We start from the raw sequence: 21,322 nt of genomic DNA, 5'->3' as shown, positions 1-21,322 counted from the left end.
CGTTCCGGCGCGCGCACCGCCCGCGGACAACCGGTCCGGCGCCGGGCGGCCGGCGTGGCTCGGATAATCCTTGTACGCGGGTGGCCGGTCTGGCGGATCATGCCGGTATGTGTGCCGATCGGGTCCCGTCCTCCCGTGCCGAGGAATCCCTGCCGCTCCGGCTGACGATGGACGACAGCGACTCCCCGTCCGACGTCGTCGACGCGCTCTTCCTGGGCCGGTTCGCCAACGGCGAGCAGCCGTACGCCCGGAGCCGCACGGTGGACCGGGTGAAGTCCGGGCGGACGCTGCTGCCGCCCGGGGTCCGGATCCTGCGCTCGGCCCGGGACGACGACCGCGGCGCCACCCTCGCCGAGGGCGACGGCTTCACGCTGCTGGTCTCCCGCTGGAACCGCGGCGCCGACGTGACGGTCACCGCGGTCACCGACGAACTCGCCGAGAAGGTGCTCGGGCAGGCCACGGAGGGCGCCGAGGACGCCCCCGACCCCCGGCCGGAGAACGTCCCGATGGGCTTTTGGTACTACTCCCCGCGCCGCGGCCCGCACCGCACCACCCGGCAGATCGGCGCCGGGACGTGGGAGGAGATCCGCGCCAACTACACCGCGCCGGTGGCCGCGGAGCTGGACCGGCTGATGGCGGTCTCCCCCGAGGAGATCGCCGGTCGGCTGCTGTTGCTGCACGGCCCGCCCGGCACGGGCAAGACCTCCGCGCTGCGCACCCTCGCCCGGTCCTGGCGGGAGTGGTGCCAGGTGGACTGCGTACTGGACCCGGAGCGGCTGTTCGGCGACATCGGCTATCTGATGGACATCGCCATCGGGGAGGACGACGCCACCGGCCGCAGCCGCTGGCGGCTGCTCCTGCTGGAGGACTGCGACGAACTGATCCGCGGCGAGGCCAAGCACGCCGCGGGCCAGGCGCTCTCCCGCCTGCTCAACCTCACCGACGGCCTCCTGGGCCAGGGCCGCAACGTCCTGGTCGGCGTCACCACCAACGAGGACCTGGAGCGGATGCACCCCGCGGTGGTCCGCCCCGGCCGCTGCCTGGCCCGGATCGAGGTCGGCCCGCTGACCCGCCCGGAGGCCGTCGCCTGGCTCGGCACCGAGGAGGGCGTCGGCCGCGACGGCGCCACCCTGGCCGAGCTCTACGCCCTCCGCCGCGGCACCCGGCCCGCCGGGCTGCCGACCCAGCCCCGGGGCACGGCATCGGGGCTGTATCTGTAACGCCGTTACGGAGGGCGGGCTCGGCGCCGGTCAGCGGGCCCGGCCGCGCGGTTTGAGCGGCACGGGCGGGAGTTCCGGGGCGAGCAGCCGGTCGCCGGCGTAGCCGTGGACGGCGCCGAAGCGTTCGCCGCCGGCGTTCCACGCCGCGCGGGCGTCGGCGATCTCGTCGCCGGTGCGCCCCACGAAGTTCCACCACATGACGATCTCCTCCTCGAACGGCTCGCCGCCGAGGAGGAGCAGACTGCCGGGCTCGGTGGCGCGCAGCGGGAGCTCGGTGCGGCCGCAGCCCAGGTAGAGCAGCGAACCGGGGGTCAGCGGGACGCCGTCGACCTCGGGGGCGCCGGAGATGGTGAGGGCGGCGTACTCGAAGTCGGGGTCGAGCGGGAGCCGGGCGTCGGTGCCCGCGGCGAGGGCGAGGTCGGCGCCCATCAGCGGGGTGAAGGTGGTGCCGGGCGAGGCGGCGCCGTCCAGTTCGCCGAGGATGACGGTGGCGCTGAGGCCGCCGCCCCCGGTGAGGACGGGGAGGTCGGCGTGGTGCTCGAAGGCGGGGGCGGTGGTGCGGTGGGCGTCGGGCAGGGCGACCCACAGCTGGGCGCCGTGCAGGACGGCAGGGTGCCGGCGCGGGGACTCCTCGGAGTGGGCGATGGCGCGGCCCGCGGTCATCAGGCCCAGTTCACCGGGGCGGACGGTCTGGAGGGAGCCGAGGCTGTCGCGGTGCAGGACCTCCCCGTCGTGCAGCCAGCTGACGGTCTGCAGGCCCATGTGCGGGTGCGGCGGGACCTGCATGCCCGGCTCGTCGGCGATGTTGTCGGGGCCGATGGGGGCACCGCCCATGCCCTTCAGGCATGGGGGAGGTCCACGAAGCACCAGGCGCCGACCATCCGTCGGCCCAGGTTGGGCAGCAGGCGGCGGACCACGGTGCTCTCGCCGAGCGGTACCTGTTTGCCGGCCTGGAGTTCGCGGACCGGGCCGGTGCGGCGGTTGCCGCCGCACCGGGTGGGGGTGGGGCGGAGGTCGAGGTTGCTCATGGGGCAAGGATGCCCGCTGCCGGGCCGCGCGGATGAGGTTCCGTCAGCTCCGTGCGCCGCTCACTCCGTCAGTTCGCGCAGGCGCACCGACAGGCAGGTGACACAGCCCTCCCGCTTCTCGAACTCGCTGATGTCGACGGGCACCGGGCGGTAGCCGAGGCGGGTGAACAGCTGGGCGGTCCGGGGTGCGGAGGCGGCCATCAGCAGCGCGTCGCCGCCCAGGAGGACGACGTGCGCCCCGGTCTCCTCCAGGACCGGGCGGAAGTGCGGGAAGACCGACGAGTCCTCGACCAGTGGCGGGTAGCCGATGACGGTGTCGTCGGGGAGGGCGGTGACCGCGGACTTCAGGTGCAGCACCCGGCTGACCGGTACGGCGATCACCCGGGCGCCCAACGGCTCGAAGGCGGCGCGGAGTTGCCGGACCCCGTCGAGGTTGGTGCGGCAGCCGCGGCCCACGTACAGGGTGTCCCCGACCTTCAGGACGTCGCCGCCGTCGAGCGTGCCGGGGGCGCGGACCGCGTTGAGGGAGCAGCCGAGCGCCTCGGCGGCCTCGCGGGCGGCCGGGAGCTCGGGTCTGCGGGAGTCGGCGCCGGAGCGGGCGAGCAGGGCGACGTTGCGGAAGACGACCATGGTGTCCTCGACGAAGACCGCGTCCGGGCAGTCGTCGGCGGGCGCCACCTCGGTGGTCCGCCAGCCGTGGTCGTGCAGCACCTGGACGTACGCCTCCCACTGGCGCAGCGCCAGCGCGACGTCGACCGGTCGGCGGTCCATATGGGTGACCAGGCCCTCGGCGAGGCGGGGACCGGGGCGTCGGACGAGGGCGTGCCGACTGGGCATGGGCTCCTCCGGGGCGGGTGCGGGCCGGGTCGGCGGGTCGGGGCGGCCCGCCGGGTTCGGGTGCCGGTGCGGTCAGTCCCCGCTGTCGTAGCTGGCGCGCAGGGCGTCGGTGACGGCGGCGAGCGCGGCGGCGCGGTCCAGGCCCAGGCGCTGGGCGCGGTGGGCGTAGACCGCGGCGGCCGCGGCGGCCTCCTTGGCGGCGGCGTCACCGGCGGCGGCGACGAAGCTGCCGTTGCGGCCGCGGGTCTCGATCACGCCGTCGGTCTCCAGGGCGCGGTACGCCTTGGCGACGGTGTTGGCGGCCAGGCCCAGTTCCTCGGCGAGGCCGCGGACGGTGGGCAGTTTGTGGCCGACCGGCAGGGTGCCGGTCCGGGCCTGGTCGGCGATCTGGGTGCGGACCTGCTCGAACGGGGCCTCGGCCGCCGCCGGGTCGATGGTGATCGTCAGCGTCTGCGGGGACACGGTGGCGCTCCTGGTGCTGGTGGTGGCGCGGTCGGCGGGCGCGCGGGGTGCGCGGATCCGCCGGCGCGGGTGCGCGGTTTTGTCGCATCCATTGTGCGCCAGGAGCGGCCACCGTGCCCGGGGACAGCGGAAGTCCGCGGCCTACAGCTCCAGGGTGGTGCCGGTGCTGCGCAGCCAGGCGTCCATGCCGAGGACGAGTTCGGCGCCCGGGCGGATGTCCTGGTCGGCGCCGTCGGCGGTGGCCTCGGCGAGCACTCCGGAGTCCAGCAGCGGGCGGACCGGGGCGTCGCGGTCGGCGGTCAGTTCCCTGAGTTCGTCGCGCAGCGCCTCGTTGTAGCCGGGGTCCTGGGTGCTGGGGTAGGGGCTCTTGACGCGGTCGGCGACCACGTCGGGCAGCACGTCGCGGGTGGCGGCCCGCAGCAGCGACTTCTCCCGGCCGTCGAACGTCTTCATCGCCCAGGGGGTGTTGAAGACGTAGTCGACCAGGCGGTGGTCGCAGAACGGGACCCGGACCTCCAGTCCGACGGCCATGCTGGCGCGGTCCTTGCGGTCCAGCAGGATCTGCACGAAGCGGGTCAGGTGCAGATAGCTGACCTCGCGCATCCGGCGCTGGTGGCCGATGTCGTCGTCCAGGTAGGGGACTTCGGCGAGCGCCTCGCGGTAGCGGCGGCGCTCGTAGCCGGGCAGGTCGAGCCGCTTGAGCAGGGCGCGGTCGAGCAGCGCCTCGCGGACCGCGTTGCCGCCGGCGAACCGGCCGGAGACTCCCGCGGCGACCCAGGGGAAGGTGTCGGCGTTGACCGACTCCGGGTCGTGGAACCAGCGGTAGCCGCCGAACACCTCGTCCGCGGACTCGCCGGAGAGGGCGACCGTGGACTGCTCGCGGACCGCCTTGAACAGCAGGTAGAGCGAGGTGTCGCCGTCGCCGAACCCGTTGGGCAGGTCGCGGGCGGCCAGGACCGCGGCGCGGTGCGCCGGGTCCATCAGGGCCGCGGTGTCCAGCACGATGTCGTGGTGGTCGGAGCGGACGTGCTCGGCCAGGGCGTGCGCGTACGGCCCGTCGGGGGTGCCGCGCAGGTCGTCGGGCTTGAAGTTCTCGGTGTAGCCGGTGAAGTCGACGGCGAACGAGCGGACCGGGCCGCTGCCCTGGGCGCCCAGCGCCTTGGCGGCGAGCGCGGTGATGGCCGAGGAGTCCAGGCCGCCGGAGAGCAGGGTGCACAAGGGGACGTCGGCGATCAGCTGGCGGGCGACGATGTCGTCGAGGAGTTCGCGGACCCGGGCGACGGTGGTGTCGAGGTCGTCGGTGTGCTCGCGGGCCGTAAGGGCCCAGTAGCGGCTGACGTGGACGCCGTTGCGGTCGATGCGCACCAGGTGGCCGGGGCGGACCTCGTGCAGCCCCTTGTAGACGCCGTGGCCGGGGGTCTTGGTGAAGGTGATCAGCTCGGCCAGGCCCTCGGCGTCGACGGCCGGGCGGACGTCAGGGTGGGCGTGCACCGCCTTGGGCTCGGAGCCGAACAGGACGCCGTCGCGGGTCGGGTAGTAGAAGAGCGGCTTGATGCCCATCCGGTCGCGGACCAGCAGGAGTTGTTCGGTGCGCGGGTCCCAGAGCGCGAAGGCGTACATGCCGTTGAGGCGCTCGACGAACGCCTCGCCCCACTGGAGGTAGGCGTGCAGCACGACCTCGGTGTCGCTGTTCGTCCGGAAGGCATGGCCCAGCCCGGTCAACTCGGCGCGGAGTTCGCGGTAGTTGTAGACCTCGCCGCTGTAGGTGGTGACGACCAGGGTGCGGCCGTCCTGCTCGACGCTCATCGGCTGCCTGCCGCCGTCGATGTCGATGACGGCGAGCCGGCGGTGCCCGAACGCGGCGTGCGGGGCGAGCCATGTGCCGCCGGCGTCCGGACCGCGGCAGGCCATGGTCCGGGTCATCGCCTCAAGGACGGGGCGCTGCGTGGTGAGGTCGTTGTCGTAGGAGATCCATCCGGTGATTCCGCACATGCTCGCGGCTCCTCCTTCGGGTTACGGCGGGCCGCCGCGCTCCCGGCGGCGCCCGGCGCGATCACCGTACGCCCAGGTAGTTGCAGGGACCACCTATACATCTGGGCGACCGTCCGGAATGAGCCACACCCCCACCGCCCACCGACAGACCGCCGTCAACTCCCTTGTCCCGCACGGCAGAAGCCACCCCGGCCACCACCGGCGCCCGGAAATCGGGCGGCGGAACGGACCGCGCCGGCGTACCGTCCGCGCCATGACGCTCACCCTGCGCGACTTCCGCCCCGCCGACGCGAAGCCCGTCGCCGACCTGCGACGGGCCGCCCTGCGGTTCCTCCTCTCGACCCCGCAAGGCGTCGCCTGGCAGATCGCCGCCGCGCCCCCGGCGAAGCGGCTGCGGTCGCTGGTCGCGGTGCGCGACGGACGGGTGATCGGCCAGATCAATGCCTCGCTGCTGCACGACAGCAGCCGACCGGGACAGGGCATGGCCACCCCCCTGGTCCATCCCGACCACCGGGGGCACGGCGCCGGCAGCGCGCTGCTGGCCGCCGGCGAGGAGCACCTGAGCACGGTCGGCGCCACCCACGGGTACGCCTGGACGGTCGACGAACCCGGCTCACTGGTCTTCGCCGCCCGGCACGGCTACCGCCCCACCCGCCGGGCCGACTTCCTCCGGCTCGACCTGGCACACACCGCGCTGCCGCCGCTGCCCGCCGCCCTGCCACCCGGCGTCCGGCTGCGCACCGGCGCGGACTTCGGCGCCGATCCGCGCCCCCTGTACGAGGCGGACGCCGAGGCCGGCGCCGACGAACCGGCCGACGTCGCCGCGGACGCCGTCACCTACCCGGACTGGCTCCGCACCACCTGGGAGAACCCCGACCTCGACCTGGGCCTGACCAGCGTGGTCACCGTCGACGGCGAGGTCGCCGCGTACACCCTCGCCGCCACCGACGGCCTGGGCCGCTACCTGACCACGATGACCGGCTGCCGGCGCGCCTTCCGCGGCCGGGGCCTGGCGAAGCTCGCCAAGACCGACGCCCTGCACCGCGCCCGCGACGCCGGCTGCACCGAGGCGTTCACCGGCAACGACACCACCAACGCCCCGATGCTCGCCGTCAACCGCGGCTTCGGCTACCGGGGGTGCGGCGGGGAGGTGCGGCATGTGCGGGAGTTGGGGCGGAGGTGACGTCGATCACGCCCCGCGTCGGGCAGCGACATGGGCGACCACCGCATACCGCTCGTCGGAGACCTCCCGGCCCCACAGCGTCGGGTCGCCGGAGAGGGGTATCAGCTCCGTGCGGGACGCCAACGGTGCGGTCAGGGCGGTGAGTTCGGCGGCGGTCAGGCCCATCGGGGCGGACTCGCCCCAGCGGCCCTCCACCAGCACCAGTCGGCCGCCGGGGGCGAGCAGTGCCGCCCAGTGGTGCAGGGCCGCCGACGGGTCCGGCAGCGCCCACAGCACATGGCGCACCAGGACGGCGTCGAACCGGCGCTCCCCCACGGGCGGTTGGGCGGCGTCGCCGACGACGAAGGTGGCGGGCCGCCCGGCGAGCTTCGTCCGGGCGCGGGCGAGCATGGCCGGTGAGCGGTCGACGCCGGTGACCCGGTGGCCCTGCTCGGTGGCGAGCAGGGCCAGGCTGCCGGTGCCGCAGCCCAGGTCGAGGACGTCGCCGGGGGCGGCCGGCAGCCAGGCGCGCAGCCGGGCGGCCCAGGCGGCGCGGACGGCCGGGTCGCCGAGGCCGTGGTCGGGCTCGTCGTCGTAGGTCGCGGCGGCGGCCTGCCAGTAGGCGGCGGACGGGTCGGGCAGGGGCGGTGTCGCCCGGTCGAACGGGGTGTCGGTGCTCATGTCCGTCAGGGTGCCAGCTGCCACTGACAACCGCCGGTGACCTGCGGGAGCGGGCCGCTGGCGGGGGCCGCTGGGCAAGCGCCCCGACAGGTTCCGGGAGTACCGTTGAAGGCGCTGGTGGTACGCGGTGACGGGCCGGTGGCAGGGCCGTCGCGGGGCCTTGCGCCGGCATGGGAACGGTCTTGTATGAGTGCCTCCCCGAGCAACCGCCTCCCCGGAGACGAAGCCTTCGACCTCACCCGGACCGCCGTGGTGATGGCCGATCGGACGGGGGTGGTACGGGGCTGGACCGCGGGCGCCGAGCGGCTGCTCGGTCATCCGGCGTCATGGGCCGTCGGCCGTCCGCTGGCGGAGCTGTTCGCCCCGGCGAACCCGCAGGCGGCGTCCGGGCATCGGGTCTGGGCGGACCGGCTGGCGGCGGAGGGCGGCTGGAGCGGGCTGGCGGCGGTGCTCGACCGCGCGGGGCAGCGGCTCGACCTGGAGGTGCGGGTGCTGCCCGTGCTGGCCGGCCGGGAACCCGCCGCGCGGCTGGTGCTGGCCTCGGAGATGGCCCGGACGCCCTGGTCGGGGGCGGCCCGGTCGCTGCTGAACGGCATCCTGGGGGTGTCGCCGATCGGGGTGGCGATGCTCGACCGCGAACTGCGGTACGTCTGGCTGAACGACGCCCTGGAACGGATGGGCGGCACCGCGCGCACCGATCGGCTGGGCAGGCGGCTGGGCGAGGTGCTGCCGGACCTGGCGGTGGAGTCCGTCGAGGCGGAGATGCGGCGGGTGCTGCGGACCGGGGTGCCCTCCCTGGGCTACGAGTACCTCGGGCGCCCGGAGTCCGATCCGCAGCGCGAGCACGCCTACTCGACGTCCTTCTTCCGGTTGGAGGACGAGTCCGGCGGGGTGCTCGGCATCTGCTACATGGTCCTCGACGTCACCGAGGGCTACCGCGCCCGGCAGCGGATGGCGCTGCTCAACCGCGCCGGGGAGCGGATCGGCGGATCCCTGGACGTCTGGCAGACCGCCCAGGAACTGGCGGACGTGGCGGTCCCGGACCTCGCCGACTTCGTCACCGTCGACCTGCTGGAGGCGATGCTCACCGGTGAGGAGCCCGCGCCCGGGCCGATCGAGCCCGCCACCCTGTTCACCATGCGCCGGGCCGGTCAGCAGTCCGTGCGGGAGGGCTGCCCGGAGGCGGTGATCGCGGTCGGGGAGCGGGCCGCCTACCCGCCGTCGGCGCCGGTGGTGCTGAGCCTGACCGAGGGCGAGTCGGTGCTGGTCCCGGCCCTGGACCTGGACCGGGCCGACTGGGCGGCCGACGATCCGGTCCGGGCCGGGCAACTGCGCGCGCTCGGCTTCCACTCGCTGATGGTGGTGCCGCTGCGGGCCCGGGGCAACTTCCTGGGCGCGGCGACGTTCGCGCGCTGGCGGCCCACCGGCCCGTTCCACCCCGACGACCTGGTCCTGGCCGAGGAGTTCGTCACCCGCGCGGCGAACTCCATCGACAACGCCCGCCGGTACACCCGGGAGCACGCCGCGGCGCTCGCCCTCCAGCGCAGTCTGCTGCCGCGCGACCTGCCCGAACAGAGCGCGGTGGAGGCGGCGTACCGCTACCTGCCGGCCGACTCGCGGTCCGGGGTGGGCGGCGACTGGTTCGATGTGATCCCGCTGTCCGGGGCGCGGGTGGCGCTGGTGGTCGGCGACGTGGTCGGGCACGGGGTGCACGCCGCGGCCACGATGGGCCGGCTGCGCGCCGCCGTGCAGGCGCTGGCCGATCTGGACCTGTCCCCCGAGGAGGTGCTGGCCCACCTGGACGACATGGTCAACCGGGTCGCGCACGACGCGCACAGCGACGAAGGGATGGTCGGGGCGACCTGCCTGTACGCGGTCTACGACCCGGTCGCCTGCTCCTGCACCCTGGCCCGGGCCGGGCACCCCGCGCCGCTGCTGGTCGGTCCGGCGGGCGGCTGCCAGGTGCTGGAGCTGCCGACCGGGCCGCCGCTGGGGCTGGGCGGGATGCCCTTCGAGTCCGTCGAACTGCCGCTGCCCGAGGGCAGTTTGCTGGCGCTCTACACCAACGGGCTGCTGCTGGGGAAGGCGCTCGACCTGGACGGCGGGATCACCCGGCTGCGGACCGCGCTCTCCGATCCGCAGGCCCCGTTGGAGGAGATCTGCGAACGGGTCGTCAACTCCCTGCCCGGCGCCCGGCCGGTGGACGACGTGGCGCTGCTGCTGGCCCGCACCCGGGCGCTGCCGCAGGAGCAGTTGGCCACCTGGGACATCCCCGCGGACCCGTCGGCGGTCGGCGAGGCCCGTCGGTCCGCCGCCGACCAGTTGGCCCGGTGGGGGCTGACGGGGCTGGAGTTCTCCACCGAGCTGATCGTCAGCGAACTGGTCACCAACGCCATCCGGCACGCCTCCGGACCGATCGGGCTGCGGATGATCCGGGCGGAGTCGCTGATCTGCGAGGTCTCCGACGGCAGCAGCACCGCGCCGCACCTGCGGCACGCCCGGACCACCGACGAGGGCGGCCGGGGGCTCTTCCTGATCGCCGGGTACGCCCGGCGGTGGGGCGCCCGCTACACCCCGCAGGGCAAGTTCATCTGGGCCGAACTCCCGCTGGACGCCGGCCCCGACGCCGCCGCGAAGGCGTTCGGCACACTCGCCGACGGCCTCGACGGCCCGCCGACCGGCCCCCGCTCCGGCGCCCCCGCTTAGACGCTCCTTACGCATCCCTTAACGGCGCCATAAGGATCCGCCGGATCGGCCTTCGGGCCTCAAATCCGCTGCTCAGGGCGGCTAGCGTCAGCTCCGCACGGCGGGTTCGCGGGCCGGCCGGTGCCGTTCGCCGGAGGGCGGCACCGGTACCGTTCGCCGCCCGACCCCCCACCGCCCGCCGCCCCTGCGCGCGCGGCGCACCGCCCCGCGCTCCCCCGGAGCAGGGCCCCCTCGGTGCGCCGCGCGCCCGCAACCGACACACCCGATGAAGGAGACCCCCCACGATGACCGCTCGCCGCAACGTCACGGTGCTCGCGCTGCTCGGCGTCGCCCCCTTGGCGTTCACCGTGCTCACCGCGACCCCGGCCGCCGCGCACGGGTCGATGTCGGACCCGGTCAGCCGCGTCGCGGCCTGCTACGCCGAGGGCCCCGAGCACCCCGAGTCCGCCGCGTGCAAGGCCGCCGTGCAGGTCGGCGGCGCCCAGGCGCTCTACGACTGGAACGCCGTCCGGGACGGCAACGCCGGCGGCAAGTCGAAGGAGCGGATCCCGGACGGCAAGCTGTGCAGCGCCGGCAACGACGAGTACAGGGGGCTGGACCTGCCGCGCGCCGACTGGCCGTCCACCCCGATGAAGGCGGGCAAGCACACCTTCCACTACAAGGCGACCGCGCCGCACAAGGGCACGTTCGAGCTGTACCTCACCAAGGACGGCTACGACCCGAGGAAGCCGCTGAAGTGGTCGGACCTGGAGGCCCGGCCGTTCGCGAAGGCCACCGACCCGACGCTGACCAACGGGGAGTACGTCTTCGACGGCACCGTGCCCGCCCGGTCCGGCCGCCACCTCGTCTACAGCATCTGGCAGCGCTCGGACAGCCCGGAAGCCTTCTACACCTGCTCCGACGTGGTCTTCGGCAAGGACAACGGCGGCGCCGGGAGCCCCTCGGCGCCCGCGCCGACCGCGTCCGCCCCGACCGACCGGCAGATCGCCGCGGGCGCCGACAGGTCCTCGATGGACATGAGCCACCACGACCACGCCATGGGTGGCGGCGACCGGCCGGCCGGCGCCCAGGCCCCGGCTGCCCCGGCTGCGGATGCCGGTTCCGGCGCGGGCGGGCCGCACCCGGACGGCGTGGCGCGGCCGGTCGGCGGGAAGCACCTGGCCGAGACCGGTGGCGACGGCAGCACCGCGCCGCTGGCCGTCGGGGGCGCCGCGGTGCTCGCCCTGGGTGCCGGGGTGCTGTTCCTGGCCACCCGCCGCAAGGCCGCCCGCCACCAGGGCTGAGGTCGCCCGCCGCTGCCGCCCGTCCGGTCCCGTCAGGGCCGCTCGGGCGGCAGCGGCTCGATGATGTCGTTGGCGACGTGCTGGTAGATCACCGAGCTACGGCAGTCGACGACTTCGCGGCGCTTGAAGATCCGGTCCATCAGCAGGGCGTGCAGCCGGTCCACGTCCGGGACGGCGACATGCACCAGGAAGTCGTCGCCGCCCGCCACGACATAGACGGTGAGCACCTCGGGCAGGGAGGTCAGGAACGCCTTGAACCGCTCGATCACCTCGCGGTTCATGGGCCGGATCCGGACCGTCAGCAGCGCCTGTACGGGGCGGTTGAGGGCGCGCAGGTCCACGGTGGCGCGGTAGCCGGTGATCACCCCTCGGGCGCGCAGGGCGCGGACCCGCTCCAGACAGGTGGAGGGGGCGATGTTCAGTTTGCCGGCCAGTTCGCGGTTGGTCTGCCGTGCATCGCGCTGCAGTTCCCGGACAATCGCCGAATCAATGTCGTCCATGCCCCCATGGTGCCGGTCGCCGTCGAATTTCGTTCGGCCCCGGCCCCGTTTGATCAACGTTCCGGCTAGCGTCTGCGGCCGTGTCCGTACAAGAAACATCTCTCACTGCTTCTGCGCGGCCGGATGTACGGCGGCTGGGTATCGGGAGCGGTACCGCGCTGTGCGCCGGTGCCGTCCTGGGTCCCGGTGTGCTGACGCTGCCGTCGCTGGCCGCCGCCGCGGCCGGTCCCGCCTCCCTGCTGGCCTGGGTCGTGCTGCTGGCCATGTGCGTGCCGGTGGCCGCGTCGTTCGCGGCGCTGGGCGCCCGGTTCCCCGACGGCGGCGGCGTGGCGACCTTCGTGCACCGGGCGATCGGGCCGCGGGCCGCGGCGGTGGTCGGGTGGTGGTTCTACGGGGCGGTGCCGCTCGGCGTGGTCTCGGCCGCCTGGATCGGCGGCACGTACGTGGCCGACGCGGCCGGTTGGGGCCGGACCGGTGCGGCCGTGGTCGGCGCCGTGGTGCTGGTCGGCGCGCTGGTCTCCAACGCGGTCGGGCTGCGGATGTCGGGCCGGGTCCAACTGCTGCTCGGCGGGCTGCTGGCGGCGGTGCTGCTGTGCGCGGTGCTGGCTGCCGCGCCGCGGGTGTCCGCGGCGCACTTCACGCCGTTCCTGCCGGGCGGCTGGGCGTCGGTGGGGTCGGCGGCCTCGGTGCTGTTCTTCGCGTTCGCCGGGTGGGAGGCGGCCAGCCACCTCTCCGGCGAGTTCGCCGACCCGGCACGGGACCTGCCGCGGGTGACCCGCCGTACGCTCGCCGTGATCACCGTGCTCTACCTGGGGCTGGCGGTCACCACCATCGGGGCGCTGGGGCCGGCCGCCGCCCGGACCGACACCCCGCTGACCGCGCTGCTCGAACAGAGCGTGGGGACCGCCGCCCGCCCGGTGGCGGCAGCGGCGGCGCTGTTCCTCACCTTCGGGGCGGTCAACTCCTATCTGGCCGGGGCCTCCCGGCTCGGCGCGGCGCTCGGCCGGGACGGCGCGGCCCCGCGCTGGCTGGCCAAGGGCGGCGCGCCGGGCGAGGTGCCGCGCCGGTCGCTGGCGGTGCTGGGCGTGGTGGCGGCGGGGCTGGCGGTGCCGGCCGCCACCGGCGCCGCCGACCTGGACCTGCTGATGCGGGCCACCGCGACCTGCCTGGCCGCGGTGACCCTGGCGGGGCTGGCCGCCGCGCTGGTGCTGCTGCCGCGGCGCACCCCGCTGTGGTTCGGCGGGCTGGCCAGTGCCGTGCTGACCGCGGGGGTGCTCGCCTTCTCCGGGTGGCTGCTGCTGATCCCGGTGGCGCTGGCGGTCGCCGCGGTCGGCTTCCTGACGCTGCGCCGGACGGGCCGGGGCACCCGCTGAACCGCGGGCGGGTGCGCCCGACCCGCCGTCCCGGCCCGCGCGCCGACCGCGGGCCGGGACGGCGCAGGGTCCGGCGCGCGGCCGAGCGGCCCTAACTCGCGGCGGAGGCGCAGGTGGTCGGGGTGGCGTGCGCCGGGTCGAGCGCGTTGGCCGTCTCGTGGAAGGCGATCCGGTCGAGGGTCCCGATGGCCACGTGCTCGGAGAGGTCGACCGCGCACAGGCCCTGGAGCATGACGTTGTGGACGTCGGGGCCGTTGAGGAACCCGGAGGCGTAGGGCGTGACGACCTCGTCGTACCGGGTGGCGACGACGGTGTAGTGGATGCCGGGGACGGTGTCGCCGCCGGCGTTGAGGCGGTTGAGGAGGTCGGAGCCGGTGGCCTGGTCGGTCAGCCCCGGGGTGAACTTGTCGAGGTACTGCTTGGCGCCGGGGAAGAGGTCCAGCAGTTTGGTCAGACCGCTGAGGGTGGTGCCGTGGTTGTCGGGGGCCAGCCCGACCAGCGTGTGCACCTTGTCCGCGCCGCCGTGGAACTTCAGGTAGACCCGCGGCATCATGCCGCCCTGCGAGTGCCCGACGAGGTCCACCTTGTCCGAACCGGTCGCGGCCCGCACCTGGTCGACGTACGTGGCGAGTTGCTGTGCCGAGGCGTCGATCGGGCCGAGCCCGTGGAAGACCGGGACGCCGGGCAGTTGGCCGTAGTCCAGGGAGAAGACGCAGTAGCCGCGGGCGACCAAGTAGGGTGCGAGGCCTACCCAGTTGTCGATGGCGTTGCCGAAGGTGCCGTGGACGAGGACGACGGGGCGGGGGTGGGCACTGGAGGGCTTGCAGGAGAAGTCGTTCCATCCGCTGCTGACGGTGGGGGACGCCGCCGCGGGGGTTGCCGTGGTGAGACCCAGGGCCAGGGCGACCGCCGGGAGGGCGGCGCGCAGTCTCGACCAACGCAGCTTCATACGGTGCTCCTTGCGGGGTGAGGGGACTCCGAGGTGCTCGGCGAGCCGTTCACCTGCGATCCGGATCGCAAGGGCCAACGTGGTGACTTGCAAGTAAGTTACGGGCGGGTAAGCACGGCGTACCAGTGGCGTGACGGTGAAGGAAGACGCACCGGATCCGCACCGCATGACCGGGTGCGCAACTCCGGTTGTGTGTCGGGGAAATGCCGGCCGACGGCGGTGGCGCCTACGAGCGGGCCGGGCGGCGCGGCGGGGTCCGCCCCGGGACCGGTCCGAACGTCCCGGCGGGACGTACCGCCGTGGCGCCGAAGCGGGCCCGGGCGCGGTCGGCGGCCGCTTCGATGCGGTGCGCCTTGTCGTCGACGGGGTCGAAGGTCAGCTGGCGGGCGGCGTGTTCGGCGCGGCACAGGTCCTCGGCCCGCAGGGCCAGCGTGCGCACCCGGGCCCGCTGGAGGCCGAGTGCGGCGTGCAGCGCGTAGGCGGCCGCGGTCAGCGCGGGGCCGTGCGCGGTCGGCCCGTCCAGCCGCCGGGTGCGGGTCGTGGTGGAGCGGTCGGCGTAGCGGACGGTGAGGGTGAGCGCGCGGGCCGCCTGTCCGCTCGCCCGCAGCCGGGCGCCGAGTTCGTCGGCGAGGCAGAGCAGCGCCCGGCGGCGCCGGTCCGGGTCCAACTCGTCGTGGGCGAAGCGGTGTTCGGCGGCGATCGAGCGGGCCGCCGCGTTGGGGGTGACGGGGGTGGGGTCGATTCCGCGGGCCCGTTCGGAGACCGCGCGGCCGGCCCTGGCGCCCAGGATCCGCTGGAGGGTGGCGGGCGGGGCGGCGGCGATCCGGCCGATGCTGTCGAGCCCGTAGGCGGACAGCGCGCGGGCGGCCGCCGGCCCGACGCCGTACAGCGCGGAGGCCGGGCGGCGGTCGAGGAAGGCGGCGACGGCCCGGGGGTCGGCGGGCACCGACCGGATCCCGCCGGGCGGGGCGTCCTGGGCCGCGATCCGGGCGAGCTGCGGGTTGTCGCCGACGCCGATGGTGCACCGCACGCCGTGCCAGGCCAGCGCGCGCAGCCGGATCAGCGCGGCGATGCCCGCCGCGTCCCGGTCGAAGTAGCGCAGCGCGCCGCGGACGTCGGCGAGCGCGGCGTCCGGCGGCAGCGCCTGCACGACGGGGGTGAACTGGCCTATCAGGCCGAGCAGTTGCTCGTACTGGCGCGCGTCGACGGGCCCGTCGGCGGCGGTCCGGAAACGGACGTACAGCGTGCCGGGCGACCGCCGGGCGCCGGGCGGGGTCATCCGGCGCTCCCGGGGCTGGCGTGCCACAGCCTGCGCCCGGTGGCGGCGCGTTCACCGGGCGGCTGGAGGTCCGCCCACGGGTGCATCTCGTAGCCGGTCTCCAGGCGGATGGTGCGGCCGGGGCCGGCAAGCGGAACGGCGCCCGCGTCGGACGGCTCCGGCGCGGCGGCGAGCCGGGCGGTGACCGCCTCCAGGCCGCCGGTGCGGCGGAGTTCGGCCAGTTCGGCGAGGTTCCAGGCGGCGCTGCCGACCACACTGAGGCTGCGCGGGCCACGCCGCTGGACCGTGCCGCGCACCAGCAGCAGCCAGGAGTGGAAGACGGTACGGGCGCACGCCGCAAGGGGGCTGGGGGTACCTCCCAGGCCCCCCGGGCCTGGGGGAGCGTCGAAGAAGGCGCAGTCGACCAGGCCGGTGCTGTCGTCGAGGGTGGTGAAGATGACCCGGCGGCCGGAGCGGATCGGCGGTGTCTGGGTGGCCGCCTTGGCCCCGGCGACCAGCACCGTCTCGCCGTGCCGGGCGTCGCGCAGCCGCCGGGCCGGCACCGCGCCGAGTTCGGCGAGGAACTCCCGGTGATCGGCCATCAGATGGCGGGAGGTGTCCATGCCGAGGACGCCCAGTTCGGCGCTGAGCCGTTCCACGTCGTCGAGGTCGGGCAGGCCGGCCGGCTCGACCGGCTCGACCTCCGTCCGGTCGTCCAGGTGGAGCGTCAACTGCCCGCTGGGGGCGCCGTGTCCGTGCCGGTGCAGTTCGGCGAGGTGCAGCAGCAGGTCCCGGCGGTTGGCGCCGAAGGCGTCCAACGCGCCGACCCGGGCGAGGCGTTCGGCCACCGGGCGGCTCGGCCGGGCCCGCTGCCAGAGGTCCTGGAGCGAGCGGTAGGGCTGACCGTCCGCGATCCGCCGGGCCTCGACCTGGCTCATTCCGTACACGTCGGAGAGGGCCAGCCGCAGCCCCCAGGCGTCCGGAGCACCCTCTCTACCGGACACCAGTTCGATCCGGTGGGTGACCGCCGACCGGTTCACGTCCAGCGGCAGCACCGGCACCCCGCGCCGCCGGGCGTCGGCGAGCAGCAGCCGCTTGGGGTACATCCCGGGGTCGTGGGTGAGCAGCCCGGCGTAGAAGGCCGCGGGGTGGTGCGCCTTGAGCCAGGCGGACTGGTAGGTGGGCACCGCGAACGCCACCGCGTGCGCCTTGCAGAAGCCGTACGCGCCGAACGCCTCGACGATCTCCCAGGTGTGCGCGATGACGTCGGGTGCGTATCCGCGCCGCTCGGCCCGCCCGGCGAACCAGGCGCGCACCCGGCCCTGCTTCTCCGGGTCCGACAGCGCGCGCCGCTGCTCGTCCGCCTCGTCCCGCCGGCATCCGGTCATGATCCGCAGGATCTCGATGATCTGCTCGTGGAAGACCACCACCCCGTAGGTCTCGCGCAGCGGTTCCTCCAGGTCGGGGTGCGGGTAGCGGACGGCCGCGCGGCCGTGCCGGGCGTCGATGAAGGGGCGCACCATGTCGGCGGCGACCGGGCCCGGCCGGAAGAGCGAGATGTCGACGACCAGGTCGTGGAAGGTGGTGGGCTGGAGCCGGCCGACCAGGTCGCGCTGCCCGGGCGACTCGATCTGGAAGCAGCCCAGCGTCTCGGTCGAGCGGATCAGGCCGTAGGTGGCCGGGTCGCCGGGCGGCACCTGCGCCGGGTCGTCCAGGTCGAGGCGGACCCCGGTGGTCCGGCCGATCTCGGCGACCGCGTGCGCCATCGCGGACTGCATCCGCACGCCCAGCACGTCGAGCTTGAGCAGCCCGAGGTCCTCCACGTCCTCCTTGTCGAACTGGGACATCGCGATGGGGGTACCTCCCATGCCCTTAAGGCTATGGGGGACCTCGCCGCTGGTGGGCACGACGGGGGTGCGGTCCAGCAGCGTGGCGTCGGAGAGCAGCACCCCGCACGGGTGCATGGCCATCCCGCGGGGCAGCGCGTCCAGCGCCTCGACCAGCTGCCACAGCCGTTCGTCGGCGCCCTCCCGCACCCCGCGCAGCTCGGGGAGTTCGGCCAGCGCGGCGCGGGCGTCCCGGGCCCGGATGTGCGGGAACGCCTTGGCGAGGTGGTCCACCCGCGCCGGGTCCAGGCCGAGCGCGGCGCCCACGTCCCGTACGGCGTGCCGGACGCGGTAGGTCTCGGGCATCGAGACGGTCGCCACCCGCTCGGCGCCGAAGCGGTCGAAGATCGCGTGGTAGACCTCCAGCCGGCGGGCCGACTCGACGTCGATGTCGATGTCCGGCAGCGCGGCCCGCCGCTCGGACAGGAACCGCTCCATCAGCAGCCCGTGTTCGACCGGGTCGGCGTGGGCGATGCCCAGCAGGTGGTTGACCAGGGAGCCGGCGCCGGAGCCCCGGGCGGCCACCCGGATCCCCCGCTGCCGGATGTCGTCCACGACCTGAGCCACCGTCAGGAAGTACGAGGGGTAGCCGAGCCGTTCGACGGTGCGCAGTTCGTCGTGCAGCCGGGCCCAGCGGGTGCGGTCGCGGTCGTAGCCGCGCAGCACCATCGCGGCGGCGCAGCGGGAGCGCAGCACCCGGGCGGCGGTGCGGTGTTCGGCGCCGACCAGCCGGGGCTCGGGGAAGTGGATGCGGCCCAGCCCGATGTCGTCCCGGGGGTCCACCAGGCACTCCCCTGCGGTCTGTTCGGTCATGGCGAGCAGCCGGTGGGCGAGGTCGCGCCGGTGGCCGGCCGCCTCGGCGATCCGCTCGGCGGTGCGGCCCATCGCGGCGGCGTCCTTGAGCCAGCGCTCGCCGCTGTCCCAGGTCTCGGGGCGGTGCCGGTCCACCGGCACCAGGCGGCGGGCGGAGTCCAGTACGTCGGCGACCGGGCCCTGGCCGGGGTCGGCGTAGCGGACCGCGTTGGTCAGGACGGCGCGGACGCCCTGGTCGACGGCGAAGCCGAGGGTGCGGGCGGCCAGCCGCGGGGAGCCGGGGCCGCTGCCGGGGCGGTGGTGGTCAACGACCTCCAGGCGGAGCGCGTCGCCGTACCGCTCGCGCCAGGGGGCGAGGAGCTCCGCGGCGCGGTCCGGGCGGCCGGCGGCCAGCGCCCGGCCGACCTCGGAGTCCGGTCCGAGCAGGACGGTCAGCCCGTCGGTGGCGGAGTCCAGGGCGCTCCAGGGGGCGACGGGCCGGGCGGGGCGGGCCGCGTGGGCGGCCGAGACCAGCCGGCACAGGGCGGCCCAGCCGGCGGCGCCGTCCCGGGCCAGGAAGACGGCGCGGGCGGCGGACTCGTCGAGGAAGGCGCCGCCGCGCACCGGGGTGCGGGGGCGGGGGGTGGGCCGGGGCGCCGGTTCCCGCTCCGCGACGGCCAGTTCGGCGCCGAACAGGGGGCGGACGCCGGCCTCGGCGGCGGCCTTGGCGAACCGTACGGCGCCGGAGAGCCCGTCCCGGTCGGTCAGCGCGAGGGCGTCCATCCCGCGCTCGGCGGCGCGCTCGGCCAGCCGCTCGGGGTGGGAGGCGCCGTAGCGCAGCGAGAAGCCCGAAGCGGTGTGCAGATGCGTGAACCCGGGCATCCGCACCTCCTGCACCTCATACGCCCCCCGGCTGTATTCGCGTCCCTCGTTTCACTTCCTCCACCATAACGCTTCTTTCGAACATCCGTACGAACACACGCCCGGAGATCACGACGACCAGGAGATACCGACCGAAAGGGATATAAAGCCCCTGAACAGCTGCGAATCCCAGAACGGAGCGGCGCATGGCCACGACCGACGACGGCACTCGCCCCACCCTCGTCGAGGAGGTGAAGAGCGCGGTGACGACCCGGGCGGCGCTCCTGGTGATCGGGGTGCTGGGCCTGATGGTCGCGTTCATCACGTCGTACGCCGGCGCCTTCCACCGCCCGAAGCCGGACCGGGTGCCGCTCGGCGTGGTCGCCCCCGCCCAGGTCCGCGCGGAGCTGGTGCGCACCCTCGACCGGCTCCCGGGCGCGCCGCTGGACCCGCGCCCGGTCGCCTCCGAACAGGCCGCCCGGCGCCGGATCGAGGACCGCACCCTCGACGCCGCGCTGCTCGTCGACCCGCGCGGCACCACCGACCGGCTGCTGGTCGCCAGCGGCGGCGGCGCCTCGCTCTCGCAGGCGGTCGAGGCGGTGGTGACGGCGGCCGAGAAGCAGCAGCGGCGGACCGTGCGCACCGAGGACGTGGTCCCGGCCGACGCCGGCGACGGCCGCAGCCTGTCGTCCTTCTACCTGGTCGTGGGGTGGTGCGTGGGCGGCTACCTGTGCGCCGCGATCCTGGCGATCAGCGCCGGGGCGCGCCCGGCCAACCGGCAGCGGGCGGTCATCCGGCTGGCCGCGCTGGCGCTCTACGCGATTGCCGCCGGGCTGGCCGGGGCGCTCGTGGTCGGCCCGGTCCTCGGCGCGCTGCCCGGCAGCCTCTTCGGCCTGTGGGGGCTGGGCGCGCTGACCGTCTTCGCGGTGGGCGCCACCACCCTGGCCTTCCAGGGGCTGCTGGGCATCATCGGCATCGGCCTGGCGATCCTGGTGATCGTGGTGTTCGGCAACCCGAGCGCGGGCGGCGCCTATCCGTATCCGCTGCTGCCGCCGTTCTGGCGGGCGATCGGGCCCGCGCTGCCGCCGGGCGCCGGCACCTGGGCGGCGCGCTCGATCGCGTACTTCCGGGGCCAGGCGCTGACCGGACCGCTGCTGGTGCTCTCCGCCTGGGCGGTGGGCGGCGCGCTGGTCACCGTCGTCCTGGCGACGCTGCACCGGACGGCCGGCGAGCGGGCCGACGGCGAGCGAGCCGACGACGGGACGGCCGGCGCCGGGGAGCGTCCGCCGGCCTGAGCCCGGGCGCCCGGCACGAACGAGAAGCGCCCCGCGCCTGCCACGCCCCTCCCGACGCGGCACGCACGAGGCGCCGTTGCCCATTCTCCCGCTCGGCCGGCGCGGCCCGCGGGTGATCCCCTACGGGCCGTCAGCTCCCGGCCATCGCGGATCCGTCACATGTGCGTGCCGCCGTCGATGCGGATCTCGGTGCCGGTGATGAACGCGCCGTCCTCCGACGCGAGCATCGCGATCACGCCGGCGACGGTCTCCGGGCCGGCGAAGCCCTGCCCGATGGCCGGGGCGAGCTTCATGAACAGGCTCATGTCGGCGTCCTCGGGCAGCCCCGGGCCGCGACCGGTGGTCATGTTGCTGGCGATCGAGCCCGGCGCCACGCACACCGCCCGCAGCCCCTGCTTGCTGTACTCGCTGGCGATGGCGTGGGTCATCGACTGGACGCCGCCCTTGCTGGCCGCGTACGCCGCCATGTACGGGTGGGCGAACGAGGCCGAGGTGGAGCTGAAGTTGACGATCACCGGCGCCTGCCCCTCCAGCAGGGCCGGCAGCGCCTCGCGGATCATCAGGAAGGTGCCGGTCAGATTGACCGAGACGACCTTGTTGAAGAACTCCAGCGTGGTCGCGTGGGTGTGCGCGGAGCGCAGGATGCCGGCCGCGTTGACCAGCACGTCCAGCCCGCCCAGGTGCGCCACCGCGGCGGCCACGCCGGACCGCACCCCGGCCTCGTCCGCGATGTCCAGCCGCGCGGTCTCCAGGCGGTCGGCGGCGCCGTCCGCGGCGGCCCGCTCGGCGGTGGCCGCCAGGCCCGCCTCGTCGACGTCCACCGCGACGACCCGGCCGCCCTCGGCGAGGATCCGGTGGACGGTGGCCTGTCCGATGCCCGAGCCGGCGCCGGTGATCAGTGCGCGGCGTCCGTCAAAGCGGTTCATGGTGCTGCTCCGTTCGTGAAGTGCCTCTGGGGGCTCGGTCCGCACCGTACGCCTACTTGGCATGATGTGCCATATTCGCACTACATGCCGATGCGCCATCGCGCTCCGTAA

At 75.0% G+C, this 21,322-nt stretch carries 15 protein-coding genes and 1 pseudogene; 6 read left to right on the top strand and 10 right to left on the bottom strand.

The genetic code is table 11. The annotated features are described in order from the left end of the window. Positions 1-107: 107 nt before the first annotated feature. The gene (locus MOV08_RS31730; RefSeq protein WP_039637725.1) at positions 108-1,220 is read left to right on the top strand and encodes a DUF5925 domain-containing protein; all 1,113 of its coding nucleotides are present in this window, start codon (positions 108-110) and stop codon (positions 1,218-1,220) included. 30 nt (positions 1,221-1,250) lie between these two features. On the opposite strand, the pseudogene MOV08_RS31725 reads toward MOV08_RS31730, so the two are convergent. The 4 genes and pseudogenes from MOV08_RS31725 to asnB all read right to left on the bottom strand — a co-directional run bounded on the left by MOV08_RS31725 (position 1,251) and on the right by asnB (position 5,539). Then, positions 1,251-2,248, bottom strand: a pseudogene (locus MOV08_RS31725) (pirin family protein). Between the two features lie 60 nt (positions 2,249-2,308). Beyond that, on the bottom strand, positions 2,309-3,085 hold the full coding sequence (gene ddaH, locus MOV08_RS31720; RefSeq protein WP_275309767.1) for a dimethylargininase: 777 nt from the start codon (positions 3,083-3,085) through the stop codon (positions 2,309-2,311). A gap of 72 nt (positions 3,086-3,157) precedes the next feature. Then, positions 3,158-3,547, bottom strand: coding sequence for a GntR family transcriptional regulator (locus MOV08_RS31715; protein WP_039637723.1), 390 nt, complete (start codon positions 3,545-3,547; stop codon positions 3,158-3,160). Positions 3,548-3,688: 141 nt separating this feature from the next. Next, the gene (gene asnB / locus MOV08_RS31710) at positions 3,689-5,539 is read right to left on the bottom strand and encodes an asparagine synthase (glutamine-hydrolyzing) (RefSeq protein ID WP_039637722.1); all 1,851 of its coding nucleotides are present in this window, start codon (positions 5,537-5,539) and stop codon (positions 3,689-3,691) included. Between the two features lie 253 nt (positions 5,540-5,792). On the opposite strand from asnB, the gene MOV08_RS31705 reads away from it, so the two are divergent. Then, positions 5,793-6,722, top strand: coding sequence for a GNAT family N-acetyltransferase (locus MOV08_RS31705; protein WP_275309766.1), 930 nt, complete (start codon positions 5,793-5,795; stop codon positions 6,720-6,722). Between the two features lie 6 nt (positions 6,723-6,728). Here MOV08_RS31705 and MOV08_RS31700 read toward each other — a convergent pair whose 3' ends face one another. Next, a complete protein-coding gene (locus MOV08_RS31700; RefSeq protein WP_275309764.1) occupies positions 6,729-7,382 on the bottom strand; it encodes a class I SAM-dependent methyltransferase in 654 nt (217 codons plus the stop codon). A 186-nt stretch (positions 7,383-7,568) separates the two neighbouring features. Between MOV08_RS31700 and MOV08_RS31695 the strand changes: the two genes are divergently transcribed. Beyond that, on the top strand, positions 7,569-10,088 hold the full coding sequence (locus tag MOV08_RS31695; protein ID WP_275309762.1) for a SpoIIE family protein phosphatase: 2,520 nt from the start codon (positions 7,569-7,571) through the stop codon (positions 10,086-10,088). Positions 10,089-10,372: 284 nt separating this feature from the next. After that, positions 10,373-11,371: a lytic polysaccharide monooxygenase auxiliary activity family 9 protein gene (locus MOV08_RS31690; protein WP_275309761.1), complete on the top strand. Its 999-nt coding sequence runs from the start codon at positions 10,373-10,375 to the stop codon at positions 11,369-11,371. A 32-nt stretch (positions 11,372-11,403) separates the two neighbouring features. Here MOV08_RS31690 and MOV08_RS31685 read toward each other — a convergent pair whose 3' ends face one another. Then, positions 11,404-11,871: an Lrp/AsnC family transcriptional regulator gene (locus MOV08_RS31685; RefSeq protein ID WP_067353352.1), complete on the bottom strand. Its 468-nt coding sequence runs from the start codon at positions 11,869-11,871 to the stop codon at positions 11,404-11,406. Positions 11,872-11,951: 80 nt separating this feature from the next. On the opposite strand from MOV08_RS31685, the gene MOV08_RS31680 reads away from it, so the two are divergent. Then, positions 11,952-13,244: an APC family permease gene (locus tag MOV08_RS31680; protein ID WP_275309760.1), complete on the top strand. Its 1,293-nt coding sequence runs from the start codon at positions 11,952-11,954 to the stop codon at positions 13,242-13,244. A gap of 91 nt (positions 13,245-13,335) precedes the next feature. Here MOV08_RS31680 and MOV08_RS31675 read toward each other — a convergent pair whose 3' ends face one another. From MOV08_RS31675 to MOV08_RS31665, 3 genes are all read right to left on the bottom strand, one after another. Continuing rightward, entirely contained in the window at positions 13,336-14,193 is an 858-nt protein-coding gene (locus tag MOV08_RS31675; RefSeq protein ID WP_039637716.1) for an esterase/lipase family protein, read from the bottom strand. Positions 14,194-14,419: 226 nt separating this feature from the next. Continuing rightward, complete coding sequence (locus MOV08_RS31670) at positions 14,420-15,472, bottom strand: DNA polymerase Y family protein (protein WP_275309759.1); 1,053 nt, start codon at positions 15,470-15,472, stop codon at positions 14,420-14,422. Further along, complete coding sequence (locus tag MOV08_RS31665; protein ID WP_275309757.1) at positions 15,469-19,011, bottom strand: DNA polymerase III subunit alpha; 3,543 nt, start codon at positions 19,009-19,011, stop codon at positions 15,469-15,471. The genes MOV08_RS31670 and MOV08_RS31665 overlap by 4 nt, the downstream gene beginning before the upstream one ends. Before the next feature lie 185 nt (positions 19,012-19,196). Between MOV08_RS31665 and MOV08_RS31660 the strand changes: the two genes are divergently transcribed. Continuing rightward, the gene (locus tag MOV08_RS31660) at positions 19,197-20,285 is read left to right on the top strand and encodes a YhgE/Pip domain-containing protein (protein WP_275309755.1); all 1,089 of its coding nucleotides are present in this window, start codon (positions 19,197-19,199) and stop codon (positions 20,283-20,285) included. 155 nt (positions 20,286-20,440) lie between these two features. Here MOV08_RS31660 and MOV08_RS31655 read toward each other — a convergent pair whose 3' ends face one another. After that, positions 20,441-21,211: an SDR family NAD(P)-dependent oxidoreductase gene (locus MOV08_RS31655; protein ID WP_275309754.1), complete on the bottom strand. Its 771-nt coding sequence runs from the start codon at positions 21,209-21,211 to the stop codon at positions 20,441-20,443. Between the last annotated feature and the right edge of the window lie 111 nt (positions 21,212-21,322).

This window comes from Streptomyces yunnanensis (assembly GCF_029011865.1).
Lineage (GTDB): Bacteria > Actinomycetota > Actinomycetes > Streptomycetales > Streptomycetaceae > Streptomyces > Streptomyces yunnanensis.
The sequence above is the reverse complement of the archived record's forward strand: the minus strand, read 5'-3'. Positions and strand labels throughout refer to the sequence as shown.